Genomic DNA, 15573 nt, shown 5'->3' with positions numbered 1-15573 from the left:
CCTCACCTTTTATTCTGAAATGAAATGTCTCTCTTATTTTGACAGATAATCAGCAACGTTCCTGTCATCCACCAGCTCCTTGGTGTTGACCACATCCTCCATGACGCCGTTCTTCACCCAGTTAATCAGCTGAAGTCCCACCTTGTAACCGGACTCCTCGATATTCATATAGGCACAGCCGCGCAGCGGATTGGCGCTGTCGTTGATGAGACGGAAGGTCTCCGAGTCACCCTCACTGGAAAATACAAAATAATCCGTGGTATCCGTTCTGGCCGCCGCAATCTCATTGGCCGCCGCTATGGCAAAGCCGTTGTTAAAAGCAAACACAAATTTCACATTGGGCTGTCCATTTAAAATCTGGGCCGTATAGTTGGCCGCTTCCTCATCATCCTTGGGGAAAAATTCCGTGGTAAAGGTAAATCCGTTCTTCTCCCCCCAGGCTGTGATAATCCCCTTCATTTCCTCCTTCGCCGCAAAGTACTCGCTATCCTCATTCTCGCAGATCTCCAGCCATAGAGCGGCAATCTCGCCCTCTTTTATCTCATGCTCTTTCACATAATTGTCAAGGGAATCCACAAACTGGTTTGCCAGCTGACTGTAATCGTTTTTCGTCTGCGCCTGGCCGCCCTCCACCGGCATGCCCTGCGTCAGCACACCGATATCTTTGTGCTCCGCAATAAAGGATGCCGCGGACTCCGGAGACGCGTAAAGCGCGTAGTAGGCGCCCACTCCCGATGAGGCCAGCACATCCATACCGGTCAGCATGGCTTCCGCATCAAAGTTGTAATCGTACACCATGTACTCATAACCATTCTCCTCCGCCGCCCTCTTGATTCCGTTATTCATCTGTAACTGAAAATCATACCCGAGACTGCCGGCCAGCATTCCGATTTTGCCACTCTTCTCCGTCTTGCCGTTTTCCTGAACCGTAGTTCCGCTGTCACTTTCTGCCGTGCCGGTTTTGGCCGTTGTGTCCGCCACAGACGTACTGGAACTTCCAGGTCCCTCCAGACTGCACGCTGTCAATGCAGCAACCATCCCCATCGTCATAACTGCTGTCATAAATTTTTTCATCCTGCGCTTCCTCCTATCGCTCTTTGATTCATTAGTGGTTATCTGATGGTTCCATAGTATCATTTCATGGACTATAAGTATATTGCAATTATTATAATAATTGTTTGCATTTTAAACATTTTCTTATTATAATATAGATAGATTTTTGGGGAAAACAGGAGAAATTTTATGATATTTGACCTAAGAAACAGCAGCTACACCTTCAAGCATGCGATTGATTTACAGCCAAAGGCGGATTCCGACCAGGAGCTGGAGCATTTCCACACCTCCTATGAATTTCTGTATTTTATCCACGGGGATGCGGAACTGACCATTCAGCATCATACCTTCAAGGTCAAGCCGTCCAACCTGTTGGTCATCAAGCCAGGGGAGTTCCACTATATTGACGCCAATCCAGGTGTCATGTACGAGCGGTTTGTCATACGGTTCAACGACACCCAGCTGCCGGATTACTACAAATCCGCCCTAAAGAGCCTGGGCACAGTGTACAATCTGCAGGATACCGCGCTGCCCTCCTTTTTTGTGCAGATGGACAAGCTCTATGACCGCTCCTCCTTTGACAACAGCATCTTTATCCTGGTGAATCTGCTCAACATTATTATCGCCCTGATTTGCAATGAAAATCTCCAGAAAATCAGCGCGGAACAGAGGGATGAGGAAATCCGGGCCATCGTCTCCTACATCAACAGCCATCTGGTCACCATCACCTGTATCGACGATATCAGCCAGGGGCTTCACATGTCCAACACCTCCCTCCAGCAGAAAATGCAGTACCAGCTCCACACCCCGGTGATGTCCTACGTCCGCACCCAGAAATGTATGCTGGCCCACGACCTGATGCAGCAGGGGGTTCCGCCCACCTCCGTCTATCTCCAGTGCGGGTTTAACGACTATTCCACCTTCTACCGCGCTTACAAAAAAATATTCAAGATATCGCCGTCAGCCACCACTGACAAGCTGGTTATCTCATAAATTACTGTCAATATCCAATCAAAAATAACGTGGGACCTTCCACCGAATTCACCCGGTGAAAAATCCCACGTTCTTCTATTTATCTCATTCTATTATCTCAGCGAATGGTGATTCCAACCACTCCTCTTACTCATCAATTGAGTAATTCGGCGCTTCCTTCGTGATATGGATATCGTGAGGATGGCTCTCCTTTAATGACGCGGCGGAAATCTTCACGAATCTGCCGGTCTCCTGGAGGGTCTTGATGTCGGACGCTCCGCAGTAGCCCATGCCGGCGCGCAAGCCGCCTAACATCTGGAATACGGTGTCCTCTACCATGCCCTTGTAAGCCACACGGCCTTCCACGCCCTCCGGCACCAGTTTCTTGGCGTCGGCCTGGAAGTAGCGGTCCTTGCTGCCGTTCTCCATGGCTGCGATGGAGCCCATGCCGCGGTATACTTTGTATTTTCTGCCCTGATACAGTTCGAAGGTTCCCGGGCTCTCGTCGCATCCGGCAAACATGCTGCCCATCATGCAGACGCTTCCGCCTGCCGCGATTGCCTTGGTCACATCGCCGGAGTACTTGATACCGCCGTCGGCGATAATCGGGATTCCATACTCCTTTGCCACATTGTAGCAGTCCATCACCGCCGTAATCTGCGGCACGCCGATACCGGCTACCACACGGGTGGTACAGATGGAACCAGGTCCGATGCCCACTTTCACGGCATCCGCGCCGGCCTCAATCAAAGCTTTCGTTGCCTCACCGGTGGCCACGTTTCCGGCTACCACCTGAAGCTCCGGATATTTTTCCTTAATCATCTTCACACAGTTGATTACATTCACGGAATGCCCATGTGCGGAGTCCAGAACTACCACGTCAACCTTCGCCTTCACCAGCGCGTCCACACGGTCCAGAACATTGGCGGTGATGCCAACGCCGGCGCCGCAGAGCAGACGTCCCTGTGCGTCCTTGGCGGACAGCGGATACTTAATCTGTTTCTCAATATCCTTGATGGTGATAAGTCCCTTCAGGTTGAAGTCCTCATCCACGATAGGAAGCTTCTCCACTCTCGCCTTAGCCAGAATCTGCTTGGCCTCCAGCATGGTGATGCCCTCTCTGGCCGTTACCAGATTCTTCGATGTCATGGATTCCTTAATCTTCTTGCTGAAATCCTCCTCGAACTTCAAATCACGGTTGGTGATAATACCTACCAGCTTTCTGCCTTCCGTAATCGGAACGCCGGAGATGCGGAACTTAGCCATCAGCTCGTCAGCGTCCTTCAGTGTATGTTCCGGGGAAAGATAAAATGGGTCCGTGATGACACCGTTCTCTGAACGTTTTACCTTATCTACTTCCTCTGCCTGCTCCTCAATGGACATGTTCTTGTGAATGATACCGATACCGCCCTGTCTGGCCATGGCAATCGCCATCCGGTGCTCAGTCACCGTATCCATACCGGCGCTCATCAAAGGAATGTTAAGTTTAATCTTTTTGGTCAGATATGTGGTCAAATCTACCTGATTCGGGATTACTTCTGAATAAGAAGGAACCAGCAGTACATCATCAAAAGTAATGCCATCACCAATAATTGTACCCATTAATATTTCCTCACTTTCTTATGTTTTTTTACTTATTAGTTACATAGTGTAGCAAATTTTAGAGGGCTTGTCAAACAGAATTTCGGAAACTTTTTTTCTTTATGAAAAGGTTGCAAAAACAGGTGATGCAGCCTGGTCTGTTTTATCAAAAAAAGCCAGGAACCATAAGGGTTTCCGGCCGTTTCCGGCGGACTCCATCGTGGTTCCTGGCTGATGTGATATTGCTTTAAAACTTTAACGAGTTATACTACTGAATCACCTTCCTGGGACTTCTCATCCGCAGGCAGTGAAGCACTCTGTCGTTTGGCTCAAAGATGACCTTGGTCGTGTTGGCGCCAGCCTGATGTATCAGACTGTATGTCTTGGCTCCAGGTGCGTGGGAAGAGAAATCCAGTGTCTTCATCCCGGCCCGCTCATAATCCTTCAACATATAGGAATCGGACGGGGCCACAATCTGCACCTCTTCCATGGTGCCCTCCCATGCTTTCTTTCTGCGGGCTTTCCCCATAATCTTGTCAATGGTCAGCTGGTCGTTCACAACCAGATACTCAAATTCCAGATTCGTCCCCTGGAACACAAAGAACGTGGCGGCACCTATGGCAGTCAGAATCAATATCCCCCACACCGTGGTCAGCGCCAGAAACGCGCCAATCACACACAGGAATATCATCACGCCTTTGATTGCATAGGTATAAGCCGGAGCCTTTCTCTTGACCAGCCATTCGGCATATGCTTCATTATTCATTCGTCTTCTCTTTTCTTATTGTTGTTTAGGAATTACATCATCCCGCCCATGCCTGCGCCTGCCGGCATAGCTGGTGTTTCCTCTTTAATATTAGCAACAACGGACTCGGTTGTCAACAGGGTAGATGCCACACTTGTCGCATTCTGCAGTGCGCTTCTGGTCACCTTGGCCGGGTCCAGAATACCTGCTTCAATCATGTTCACATACTCTTCCTTGTATGCGTCAAATCCTGTGCCTACCGGAGACTCTTTTACCTTGTTGATAATGACTGCGCCCTCCAGACCTGCATTGCCCACAATGTGGAATAACGGAGCTTCCAGAGCCTTTAAGATAATCTTGGCGCCAGTCTTCTCGTCGCCATCCAGACTCTCAATCACTGCCTCAACATCCTTCATCGCGTGAACGTAAGCGGAACCGCCGCCTGCGATAATACCCTCTTCCACAGCTGCTCTGGTTGCTGCCAGAGCGTCCTCCATACGGAGTTTTGCTTCCTTCATCTCTGTCTCGGTAGCTGCGCCCACACGGATAACCGCTACGCCGCCTGCCAGCTTCGCCAGTCTCTCCTGCAATTTCTCTCTGTCGAAGTCAGAAGTCGTCTCCTCAATCTGAGCGCGGATCTGGGCAACTCTTGCGGTGATAGCGGACTTGTCGCCCTCGCCGTCCACGATAACCGTAGCCTCTTTCTGTACTTTCACAGATTTTGCACGGCCTAACTGATCCAGGGTTGCATCCTTTAATTCCAGACCAAGCTCCTCGGAAATCACGGTACCGCCTGTCAGAATCGCGATATCCTGTAACATCTCTTTTCTTCTGTCGCCGTAGCCAGGAGCTTTCACGCCTACTACATTGAAGGTGCCTCTCAGTTTATTGACAATCAGGGTGGTCAGAGCCTCGCCCTCGATATCCTCAGCGATAATCAGCAGTCTTGCGCCGGACTGTACAATCTGCTCCAGAACCGGAAGAATCTCCTGAATGTTAGCAATCTTCTTGTCGGTAATCAGGATGTATGGGTTATCTAAGTTGGCTTCCATCTTATCCATATCGGTGCACATATAAGCGGAAACGTAACCTCTGTCAAACTGCATACCTTCTACCAAATCCAACTCGGTCTTCATGGTCTTGGACTCTTCGATGGTGATAACGCCGTCGTTGGAAACCTTCTCCATGGCGTCGGATACCATTACGCCCACCTCATCGTCAGATGCGGAAATAGCGGCTACTCTGGCAATCTGCTCCTTGCCGTTGATCGGCTGGCTCATCTTTGCAAGAGCCTCCACAGCTGCGTCCGTAGCTTTCTTCATACCTTTTCTCAGAACGATTGGGTTCGCGCCTGCTGCCAGGTTCTTCATACCCTCGTTAATCATAGCCTGGGCCAGAACCGTAGCGGTTGTGGTACCGTCACCGGCCACATCGTTGGTCTTGGTTGCCACTTCCTTCACAAGCTGGGCCCCCATGTTCTCAAATGCGTCTGCCAGCTCAATCTCTTTTGCGATGGTCACACCGTCGTTGGTGATCAGCGGAGCGCCGAAGGATTTATCCAGAACTACGTTTCTTCCTTTCGGTCCCAATGTCACGCGAACCGTATTCGCCAGCTGGTTAACACCTGATTCCAATGCTTTTCTGGCATCCACGCCATATTTAATTTCTTTTGCCATGTCTCTCAACCTCCAAATGATTTATAATCTATCGTCTCTGTTCCTTATTCTGATTCCAATCTATCTTCTGTATGATTCCTACTCAATCACGGCAAGAATATCGTTCTGTTTCACAATCACGAACTTCTCGTCGTCCATCTCCACCTCTGTTCCTGAATACTTGGAGAAAATAACCTTATCGCCCACTTTTACCTGCATGGTAACGTCTTTGCCGTCTACCACTCCGCCTGGTCCAACAGCGATAACTTCTGCCTGCTGTGGTTTCTCCTTTGCCTGACCCGGAAGTACAATGCCGGACTTGGTAGTTTCTTCAGCCACCAGCTGCTTTAAAACGACTCTGTCAAATAATGGTGCTAACTTCATATTCCAATTCCTCCTCAATTCATATTAGATTCCTGACCGGAAACTTCTCTCTTACGTCACCGTCTTCAGAAATCCGGCTGTTTTAACGTACAAGAATGTTATATCACTCATTGTTAGCACTGTCAAGAGTTGAGTGCTAAATTTTTGCATATTTTTCCCTGTCTTTAGATAGTTTATAAAATTTTATTAAATATATGCCTTTCTTTTTTGTGGTATTCGTATTAAAATAGAACATAATATATCATAACCAGGATTCAGGAAGGAGAACTCGATTATGGCTAAGAAAAAATTTGGTAAGTTTGTCGCACTGGCAACCGTCTCAGGTGTCATCGCTGCCGGCATCTCTTATTTTCTGAAATACAAGTCCTTTAACAATGAGCTGGATGAAGATTTCCATGATTTTGAGGGGGATGACGATGAGTTTGACGGGGAACTGCCGCATGCATCGGAGACCGGGCGCACCTATGTCACTTTAGGTGACAAAAAAGAAGACACGGCTGAGGCCGTGAAGGATGCCGCAAAGGATGTTATGAAAAAGGCTGCGGAAGTGATGTATGACGCGGAGGACGCCGTGACAGACGCTGTCAGCGTTACCACCGATGATGCCGTTCAGAAAGTCCAGGATACGGCGGAAAAAGCTGTCGAGAAGGCAGAGGACACCGCCGAGAACGCCAAAGACATGTCCGACATGGTGAAAAGCGCCGTGACAGAGACAGCCGAGGCCGTGAAGCATGCCGTGGAGAGCAGCATGTCCACCACAATTGAAGACGACGAGATGTAAATGCATTAACACAGCAACAAAACGGGCGGAAGTGGATGACCACTCCGCCCGTATTTTATGGAAACTGCTTCTCTTCTATTCCCCCCACAGCAGCATATTGCGCCAGCGGATATCTTCCGCCTCGTCGTCCGGAACCACATACGTGTGGCTGTCTATCTCTCTGGACGGCAGATAATAATACTGTTTTTCGTCATCGTGGAGCCATCGCTCGTCAAACTTCGTCCTGCCATCTTCCGCTTCCATATCCCAGACCGTCACTTCCCCGTCGGAGCTCACCGTCTCATAGGTAAATGCTCCGTCCATCAAATCGTCCACAAACCGGCCAATCCGTTTCACCGCCTGGCTCTCGCCTTCCCCGCTTCCATTATAATAATGATATCCGGCCTCCGCCTCACCGTTTAACTTCCCACCTGACCAGATTCCGTCGGCGTAATCATAGCGGACTCCGTCCAGCTCGATTCCCTGGATGGCCACGCAGGCGCCCTCCGGCATCCCATTTTCAAAGGTTCCGTAAAATGCCGCCACCGGCCGGGTCATCACCAGACCCTCACCTTCCAGTTCGGAGGACAATGTGCCATCCCGGTAGAGATATGGCTCGCCCTTCATCACCTGGTAGAACAGGTAATCCAGCTTCTGCTCGTTGTCCAGCAGCATGGCGCCGCCGGCTTCCAGGTCCCGGCTCTTTAACGCCGCCGCCAGACCGTCCAGAAGCTCGATTTGGTCCGTTTCCAGCTGTGGGCCGGGAATTCTGCCCTGACGCATTCTCCCGCCTTCCTGGGCCGAATTGGAGCCGTTACCGGCCATCTGGCCCGCATCCGCCGGACTGGCATCTGCCGGGCTGGCCAACTGGGCCGGCGTTACCGCCGGCCCCAAATCTCCTCCGCCGGCATTTCCATCTCCCCTGCGTCCAGGCACCACCGCCACCACCAGTACGATGACAACCAGTGCTCCCGCGACCACCAGAAGTCTCTCATGTCCCTGAAACCACTGGAAAGCCCCCATCCCGGTCTTTCCCGCATTCTCCCTCAGCTCCCCCAGCTTTCGTTTGATATCTTCCGGTTTCATCAAATATTCTATCCTCTCTTATTTCACAGTATTATTCCCAGGTTCCTCTCCCCAGGCATCTTTCAACAACGCAATCCCCCGCTCAATCTCCTCCATATCCAAATTGGCATATCCCAGAACCACTGTGGACGGATACATATTATGCTGCGGATGAATGAAATAGGACGACAAGCCGTACACCTTCACCCCCGACTTCTTCGCCCGCTCCACAAGCCAGCTCTCCGGCCGGCCCTTTTTATGGGTCAGCAGCACATGAAGCCCCGCATACTCCCCCTTCACCGAAAACTCCGCTTCCAGTTCCTTGAGGGCCGCCATCAGCGTGTCATGTTTCGCCTTGTAAATCGCCCGCATCCGGTTCAGATGACGCTCATAGTACCCGTCCACCAGAAACTGGTACAGAATATTCTGGTCAATCCTGGACACTGTGGACGCGTAGAATCCGGCCTTCTTCTGATAATTTTCCATCAGCGGCGCCGGCAGCACCATATAGCTGACACGGATGGCCGGCGCAATGGACTTGGAGAATGTCCCGATATAGATAACCTTCCCGGCGCTGTCCATCCCCTGGAGCGCCGGAATCGGCTTGCCCTTGTAGCGGAACTCACTGTCGTAATCATCCTCTATGAGATACCGGGACGGACTCTTCCCCGCCCAGTTTAACAGCTCCTGCCGCCGTTTCACCGGCATCACAATCCCCATAGGGTACTGGTGGGACGGCATCACATGGGCGATATCGGCCCCGCTCTCCTCCAACAGCTTTGCACTGAGCCCATAGCGGTCCATTTCCACCGGAACCACCGGATAACCCAGACTGTCCAGTACCAGATACGCCTGCTTGTAGGTGGGACTCTCCATGGCAATCACATGCTCCGTTCCCAGAATCCGGGACAGCAGCATCAGCAGGTACTCGCTCCCCGCGCCCACGATAATCTGCTCCTGGCTGCAGTTCACTCCTCTGGCCGAGTGAAGATATCCCCGGATAGCCTCCCGCAGCGCCGCCTCCCCCTGGGGATTCCCCGTGAGAAACAGCTCTTTGTTGTCATCCACCAGGGTATTCTTCGTCACCTTTCTCCATGCATTATATGGAAAATGATTCAAATCAATCCCTCTCGGCGAAAAATCCACCTGATAGCGCTCATGCGGCGCCGCCTCCAGCCCTGCCCGGAAATCCTCCCCGGCGGCCTGCTTCACCTCCACCAGTTCTTCAATCCTGGTCACATAATAGCCCTTGCAGGGAACCGTCTCAATATATCCCTCCGACACCAGCTGCTCATAGGCCATCTGGGTGGTGCTCCGGCTCACCTTCAGATTCTCCGCCAGAACTCTGGTGGAAGGCAGTCTGGTGGCCGCCTTTAGATTCCCCTTCCGTATTTCTTCTTTCATATAACTATATATCTGCTCGTACATGGGAACCCCTGAGCGGGTATTTAACGGAATCATCAGCTCCATAAGGCATCCTTCCTCCTCATTGCCGGCACGCTTACGAAGAAAGGCTGATTCGCATTATCACAATCCGCATCAGCCTTTCTTCTATCTGGTTGTCCTTCTACTATCTCTAATTCCTATTTATTTAGCTTAAAAGAGCTCTTCAACGACACAATCCGGTTGAACACCAGATGCTCCGGCGTGCTGTCCTTGCAGTCCACGCAGAAGAAGCCATTTCTCACAAACTGGTAGCTGTCGTAAGCCTTCGCATCCCCGAAATTCGGCTCCACGTAGCACTCCTTTAAAATGGTCAGGGAGTTGGGATTCAGATTCAGACTTCCGTCCGCATTTAATTTCCCCTTCTCCTCATCCACAATGTTCTCATACAGACGGCACTCCGCCTGTACCGCCGTCGGAACGGCCACCCAGTGGATAGTTCCCTTCACCTTCCGCCCCGTAAAGCCGGAACCGCTCTTCGTCTCTGGGTCGTAGGTGGCGTGGACAACGGTCACATTACCATTCTCATCCTTCTCACATCCGGTGCAGGTGACAAAGTAGGCTCCCATCAGGCGGACCTCATTGCCAGGGAAGAGACGGAAATATTTCTTTGGCGGCTCCTCCATGAAATCTTCCCGCTCGATATAGAGTTCCTTCGCAAACGGCACCTTCCGCTCGCCAAGCTCCGGGTTCTCCAGGTTGTTGGGAACGTCCAGCATTTCCACCTGTCCCTCCGGGTAGTTGTCAATCACCAGCTTAATGGGGTCCAGAACCGCCATCATTCTCGACTTCTTTAACTTCAAATCCTCGCGGATACAGTATTCCAGCATCGCATAGTCCACGGAGCTGTTGGCCTTGGAAACGCCCACCAAATCCACAAACATGCGGATGGACTCCGGCGTATAACCTCTTCTTCGAAGGGCCGCGATGGACACCAGTCTCGGGTCGTCCCAGCCGTCCACGATGCCGTCCTCCACCAGCTTCTTGATATACCGCTTGCCGGTCACCACATTGGTCAAATACAGCTTGGCAAACTCAATCTGTCTCGGCGGATTCTCAAACTCGCACTCTCTCACCACCCAGTCGTAAAGCGGCCGGTGGTCCTCAAACTCCAGCGTACAGATGGAGTGGGTGATATGCTCAATGGCATCCTCGATGGGATGTGCAAAATCATACATCGGGTAAATGCACCAGGCGTCGCCGGTATTGTGATGGCTCATGTGGGCCACACGGTAGATGACTGGGTCTCTCATATTGATATTCGGGGAGGCCATGTCAATCTTTGCTCTCAAGACCTTCTCGCCGTCCTGGTAAACGCCGGCCTTCATTTCCTCGAATAATTTCAGGTTTTCCTCCACGCTCCGGTTCCGGTAGGGACTCTCCTTGCCCGGAGTCTTGAAATCCCCCCGGTACTCCCGAATCTCATCGGCCGTCAAATCGCAGACAAACGCCTTTCCCTTCTTAATTAAGAAGACGGCGCACTCATACATCTGCTCAAAATAATTGGACGCAAAAAACAGCCTGTCCTCAAAGTCAGCCCCCAGCCACTTGATGTCGGCCAGAATGGACTCCACAAACTCCACCTTCTCCTTGGTCGGATTGGTGTCATCAAAACGCATATTGAATTTGCCGTTGTACTTCTTTGCCAGACCGTAATTGAGCAAAATGGACTTGGCATGTCCGATATGCAGGTAACCGTTGGGCTCCGGTGGAAAACGTGTCTGCACATGGTCGTAGACGCCCTCCGCCAAATCCTTCTCTATCTCCTGCTCAATAAAGTTCTTAGACACAGTCTCCTCTTTTTCTGCTGTTTCTAAAACTTTTGTCACTTCTTCCATCGTATCCCTCCATCGTTGGTATCCTAATATTAGGTAATCATATCATATTTCAGTAGTTTCGAAAAGGGGGGATTTATAGTTTGATAATATTATAACGATAAATAAAAGATTCTGAATTCGTTGACTATTTAACAATTAATGATTATAATATTCTTATACACAATTAAAAAACTGTGAACTTGCAAGAAGGAGGTATTTTATGGATACTGACAACAATGCTCCATTATTATTACTGGACAATGAATCACTGGCGCAGATACTGGTTAACGGGGATTTTCGTTTCACCGCACTGACCTTTGAGGAGGCCAAGGCGATTCTCGACATGAACTTCGACGCGGAAGTACAGAGATGTTTTATCAGCAAGGAGCTGGAGAACGTTATCTATGATTACATAGGCATTGAGCGCAGGGAATTCCCATACAAAGCAACCAGAGAGATGAAGATTGGCCAGGATGCCGTAGCCATTAAATTGTACGTAACTCCATCCGGCACACAGCCGATCATCCTCGGTGAAGAAGGCGAGCAGGCAAAGAAGATTCAGAATGTCTATGTTTACTGCCAGCACGTAGTGAGATTAAAATAAGAGTATCGCAAATGATTGATTCGGCGGGAGTGAGAAAACTCCCGCCCCTTTTATTTTGTTATGCGGAATCGTAAAAGCAGGACAGTCGTATTGTGATTGCGGAAAGAAGGAACCCAATGGACACCGATTACACTGAACAACCAAACACAGCACATTCCGGGAACCGGCAGCCGGAGGAGTATTTCCCTGCCGCTCCCTTAAACCGCTCCGTGCAGGAGCATAATGTGGGGGCAAAATCTCTCGACATTCTGGGGCAGAATCTGCCGGGAGGCATGATAGGCGGCTACTTAGAGCCAGGATTTCCCCTCTACTATGTCAATGATTACATGCTCAGCTACTTAGGCTTTACCTTCGAGGAGTTTGTGGCCGCCATAGACGGGCTGGTCATCAACTGCACCCATCCCGACGACAGGGAGCGGGTCGGCCTTACGGTTGACAAGGCATTTGAAGCCGGAAAGCCTTATGAAGTGCAGTACCGCATGTTAAAGAAGGACGGCAGCTATCTCTGGGTCAACGATGTGGGAAAGAAGGCCGTGGCCGAGGACGGGCGGCAGATATGCATCAGCGTGATCCGGGATATTTCCGCGGAGAAGGAGTACCAGGAGCGGCTGGAAAAGCAGGCGGCCCACTATGACCATCTGTTTCACTCGGTGCTGACCGGAATCGTCCAGTACCGGATGGTGGACGGAGCCGTCGAATTTAAGAATGCCAACCAGGAGGCCATCCGCCTCTTTGGCTACACGCCGGAGGAATTCTGGAGCAAGCGGGACTGGGATCTTGCCAGCCTGATTGCCCCTGAGGACCGCGACAGGGTGCTGGCGGAGGTGGAGCGGCTGCGGCAGCCGGGGGATATGAATCCCTTTGAATACCGGATGATTCAGAAGGACGGAAACCAATGCTGGATTATCGGCAGGGCCGAGATGATTATCGACACCGACGGGGAACAGGTGATTCAGAGCGTGTTCCTGGATATCAATGAGCAGAAAATGGCGGAGCAGCAAAATGAGCGGCTCACCGAGCAGGTGGAGGCCAGCAATGAAATCCTGCACCTGGCGCTAGAGCACACCAACACCTGTGAGATTTACTATTATCCCCAGACCGGCACCTGCCTGGTACCGGAGCGCACCTGTAACATTTACAAATGTGAGACCCGCTACACGGACATGCCCGGCAGCTTCGCCGAAGCCCAGGTGGATGAGGAATTCCGGCCTGCCTTTTATGAGATGTACAAACGCATTCACCGGGGAGAGCATACGGCTTCCTGCGAATTTCGGGGAGGCAACGGGAGCTACTGGTGCCGGCAGACTCTCTCCGTCATCCGGATTGACAAAAACGGGGCGCCGCAGCTGGTCATCGGCATTCTGGAGGATATCAACCGCCAGAAGGAGATGGAACTGGCGCTTCTTGAGGCACGCTCCAGAGACCGGCTGACCGGACTATACAACCGGGAGACGGGCATCCAGATGATTCAGGATTATTTGAGCAGACGGCCCGCCCGCGAACATGGCATGCTGGTGCTTCTGGATATGGACGACTTCGACATTATCAATCAAAAGGAAGGGCGCGTCTTTGCCGACGCCGTTCTCCAGGAGACAGCCGATTTATTGAAAGCTGAGACGAAGCCGGACGATATTCTGATTCGTCTGGGCGGCGATGAATTTATGCTGTTTCTCAAAAAGCGGGACAGAAAGACTGCCAGCCAGACCGGCGTAAGGCTGGCCAGGCTGGCGAGGAATATATTGGAGAAAACGGAGCGGGATATCCAAGTCTCCGTCAGTGTCGGCATGTGCAGCACGGAGGCGGCCGGTGATTACAACACCCTCTACCGCTGTGCGGCCAGCACTCTGAAATTCGTCAAGGAAAACAACAAGGGGACGGCCTGCTCCTATCTGGACGCGCAGATTGCGGATGCCCGCCTGGCACAGATCGATACGGAGGAACATCTGATAAATGAAATCGAGACCGGCAGTTCCCTGGCGGACGGCGATTTGGGTTCCTTCGCCCTGGATTTGCTGGGGAAGACCAAAAGTCTGGACGACGCTGTCAGCCTTTTGCTGGCCCGTGTGGGCAAAACCTGCGGATTTGACAGGGTCTCCATCATCGAGGCGAACCGGGCATATCTGACCTACCGTTTTTCCTACCAGTGGGCAAGAAGGCGCTCCGACCTTCAGCTGGGACAGGATTTCTATGTCTCCGAGGAGGACTTTGAGCTCTGCTCCGCCATGTACGACGAGGACGGTCTGGCGGACCACAACCTCCGGGACGGCATTTCCAACATCGCCTCCTGCCTTCACGCCGGCATCTGGGATTACGGCGAGTATGTGGGCTCTATGAGCTTTGAGGTGGATAAGAAGGGATTTGTCTGGACGAAGGAGCATCGGAAGCTTCTCATGGAGCTGGTGAAGATTGTTCCCTCCTTTATCATGAAATCCAAGGCGGACGCCATCAGCCAGGCCAAAACGGATTTCCTGTCCCGGATGTCCCATGAGATTCGAACGCCCATGAATGCCATCAGCGGCATGACGACCATCGCCAAGAGTGTGGTGCACGATTCGGCCAAGACACTGGACTGTCTTGAGAAGATTGAGTCGTCCAATGTCTACCTGCTAAACCTGGTAAATGATATCCTGGACATGTCCCGCATCGAGAGCGGCAAACTGGAATTGAACTACGGCGCCCTGGATTTGTCACAGCTTCTGGAAAGTCTCAACTCCCTGTTTCACGCCCAGGCCCAGGAAAAGGGACTGAGTATGCGCCTGGAGGACGGACGGGTTCGAAACCGGCTGCTTCGGGCAGACAGCCTGCGGCTGAACCAGGTGCTGGTAAATATGATCGGCAACGCGGTAAAATTCACCTCCCAGGGCGGCATCACGGTCCGTGTGGAGGAATTGGAGACGGAGCCGAAGGCGGTGTACCGCTTTTCTGTTATGGACACCGGCTGTGGAATTGAGCCATCCTCTCTGTCCCGCATTTTCAATCCCTTCGAGCAGGCGGACGCCAGCACGGCTTCCCGCCAGGGCGGCACGGGACTGGGGCTGTCCATCTCCTACCGTCTGGTCCAGATGATGGGCGGCATTCTGGAGGTGCAGAGCGAAGTGGGAAAAGGGTCACGGTTCTTCTTCACGCTGGCCTTCTCCTACGCTCCCGAGGAGGTCTCCGAACAGGCGGACACCAAAACACCGGTATCCCTGCCCGACTTCCATGGCCGGCGCATCCTTCTGGCTGAGGACAACGAGCTCAATCGGGAGATTGCCCAGACTCTTCTTGAGATGAACGGCCTCACGGTGGAGTGCGCCGCCAACGGCCAGGAGGCCCTGGAGTTCTTCTGCAGCGAAGAGCCCGGCCGGTTTGACGCCATCCTCATGGACATCCGCATGCCCGTCATGGACGGCTTAGAAGCCACCCGCCGCATCCGCACCTGCGGCCACCCAGACGCCCGCACCATCCCCATCATCGCCCTGTCCGCCAACGCCTTCGACGAGGATTCCAAAAAA

12 protein-coding genes are annotated in these 15573 nt (G+C 51.9%); 4 read left to right on the top strand and 8 right to left on the bottom strand.

All coding sequences use genetic code 11. From position 1 onward, the window contains the following. Positions 1-33: 33 nt before the first annotated feature. Positions 34-1074 carry a sugar ABC transporter substrate-binding protein gene (locus tag HMPREF9473_RS07900; RefSeq protein ID WP_006779556.1) on the bottom strand — a complete coding sequence of 347 codons (1041 nt, stop codon included), beginning with the start codon at positions 1072-1074 and terminating at the stop codon, positions 34-36. Positions 1075-1242: 168 nt separating this feature from the next. Here HMPREF9473_RS07900 and HMPREF9473_RS07895 point away from each other — a divergent pair, with 168 nt between their 5' ends. Next, entirely contained in the window at positions 1243-2046 is an 804-nt protein-coding gene (locus HMPREF9473_RS07895) for a helix-turn-helix domain-containing protein (RefSeq protein WP_006779555.1), read from the top strand. A 126-nt stretch (positions 2047-2172) separates the two neighbouring features. Here the strand turns inward: HMPREF9473_RS07895 and guaB are convergent, their stop codons facing one another. From guaB to HMPREF9473_RS07875, 4 genes are all read right to left on the bottom strand, one after another. Beyond that, positions 2173-3627 (bottom strand): IMP dehydrogenase, encoded by a 1455-nt coding sequence (gene guaB / locus HMPREF9473_RS07890; protein WP_006779554.1) that lies wholly within the window; start codon positions 3625-3627, stop codon positions 2173-2175. Positions 3628-3874: 247 nt separating this feature from the next. After that, on the bottom strand, positions 3875-4372 hold the full coding sequence (locus tag HMPREF9473_RS07885; RefSeq protein ID WP_006779553.1) for a DUF6106 family protein: 498 nt from the start codon (positions 4370-4372) through the stop codon (positions 3875-3877). Positions 4373-4404: 32 nt separating this feature from the next. Continuing rightward, positions 4405-6027 (bottom strand): chaperonin GroEL, encoded by a 1623-nt coding sequence (groL, locus tag HMPREF9473_RS07880; RefSeq protein WP_006779552.1) that lies wholly within the window; start codon positions 6025-6027, stop codon positions 4405-4407. Positions 6028-6105: 78 nt separating this feature from the next. Next, complete coding sequence (locus HMPREF9473_RS07875; protein WP_006779551.1) at positions 6106-6390, bottom strand: co-chaperone GroES; 285 nt, start codon at positions 6388-6390, stop codon at positions 6106-6108. Between the two features lie 274 nt (positions 6391-6664). Between HMPREF9473_RS07875 and HMPREF9473_RS07870 the strand changes: the two genes are divergently transcribed. Continuing rightward, complete coding sequence (locus HMPREF9473_RS07870; RefSeq protein ID WP_006779550.1) at positions 6665-7171, top strand: hypothetical protein; 507 nt, start codon at positions 6665-6667, stop codon at positions 7169-7171. A gap of 75 nt (positions 7172-7246) precedes the next feature. Here HMPREF9473_RS07870 and HMPREF9473_RS07865 read toward each other — a convergent pair whose 3' ends face one another. The 3 genes from HMPREF9473_RS07865 to HMPREF9473_RS07855 all read right to left on the bottom strand — a co-directional run bounded on the left by HMPREF9473_RS07865 (position 7247) and on the right by HMPREF9473_RS07855 (position 11496). Continuing rightward, a complete protein-coding gene (locus HMPREF9473_RS07865; RefSeq protein ID WP_006779549.1) occupies positions 7247-8236 on the bottom strand; it encodes a hypothetical protein in 990 nt (329 codons plus the stop codon). Between the two features lie 18 nt (positions 8237-8254). Continuing rightward, positions 8255-9685 (bottom strand): PLP-dependent aminotransferase family protein, encoded by a 1431-nt coding sequence (locus HMPREF9473_RS07860; protein ID WP_006779548.1) that lies wholly within the window; start codon positions 9683-9685, stop codon positions 8255-8257. Between the two features lie 113 nt (positions 9686-9798). After that, complete coding sequence (locus tag HMPREF9473_RS07855) at positions 9799-11496, bottom strand: glutamine--tRNA ligase/YqeY domain fusion protein (RefSeq protein WP_006779547.1); 1698 nt, start codon at positions 11494-11496, stop codon at positions 9799-9801. Positions 11497-11695: 199 nt separating this feature from the next. On the opposite strand from HMPREF9473_RS07855, the gene HMPREF9473_RS07850 reads away from it, so the two are divergent. Then, the gene (locus HMPREF9473_RS07850; protein ID WP_006779546.1) at positions 11696-12079 is read left to right on the top strand and encodes a hypothetical protein; all 384 of its coding nucleotides are present in this window, start codon (positions 11696-11698) and stop codon (positions 12077-12079) included. Positions 12080-12195: 116 nt separating this feature from the next. Then, positions 12196-15573: PAS domain-containing protein (locus HMPREF9473_RS07845; protein WP_006779545.1), on the top strand; the 3378-nt coding region annotated here is incomplete at its 3' end.

It is taken from the genome of Hungatella hathewayi WAL-18680, from assembly GCF_000235505.1.
GTDB classification, from domain to species: domain Bacteria; phylum Bacillota; class Clostridia; order Lachnospirales; family Lachnospiraceae; genus Hungatella_A; species Hungatella_A hathewayi_A.
This window is presented reverse-complemented; position numbering and strand designations above follow the sequence as displayed.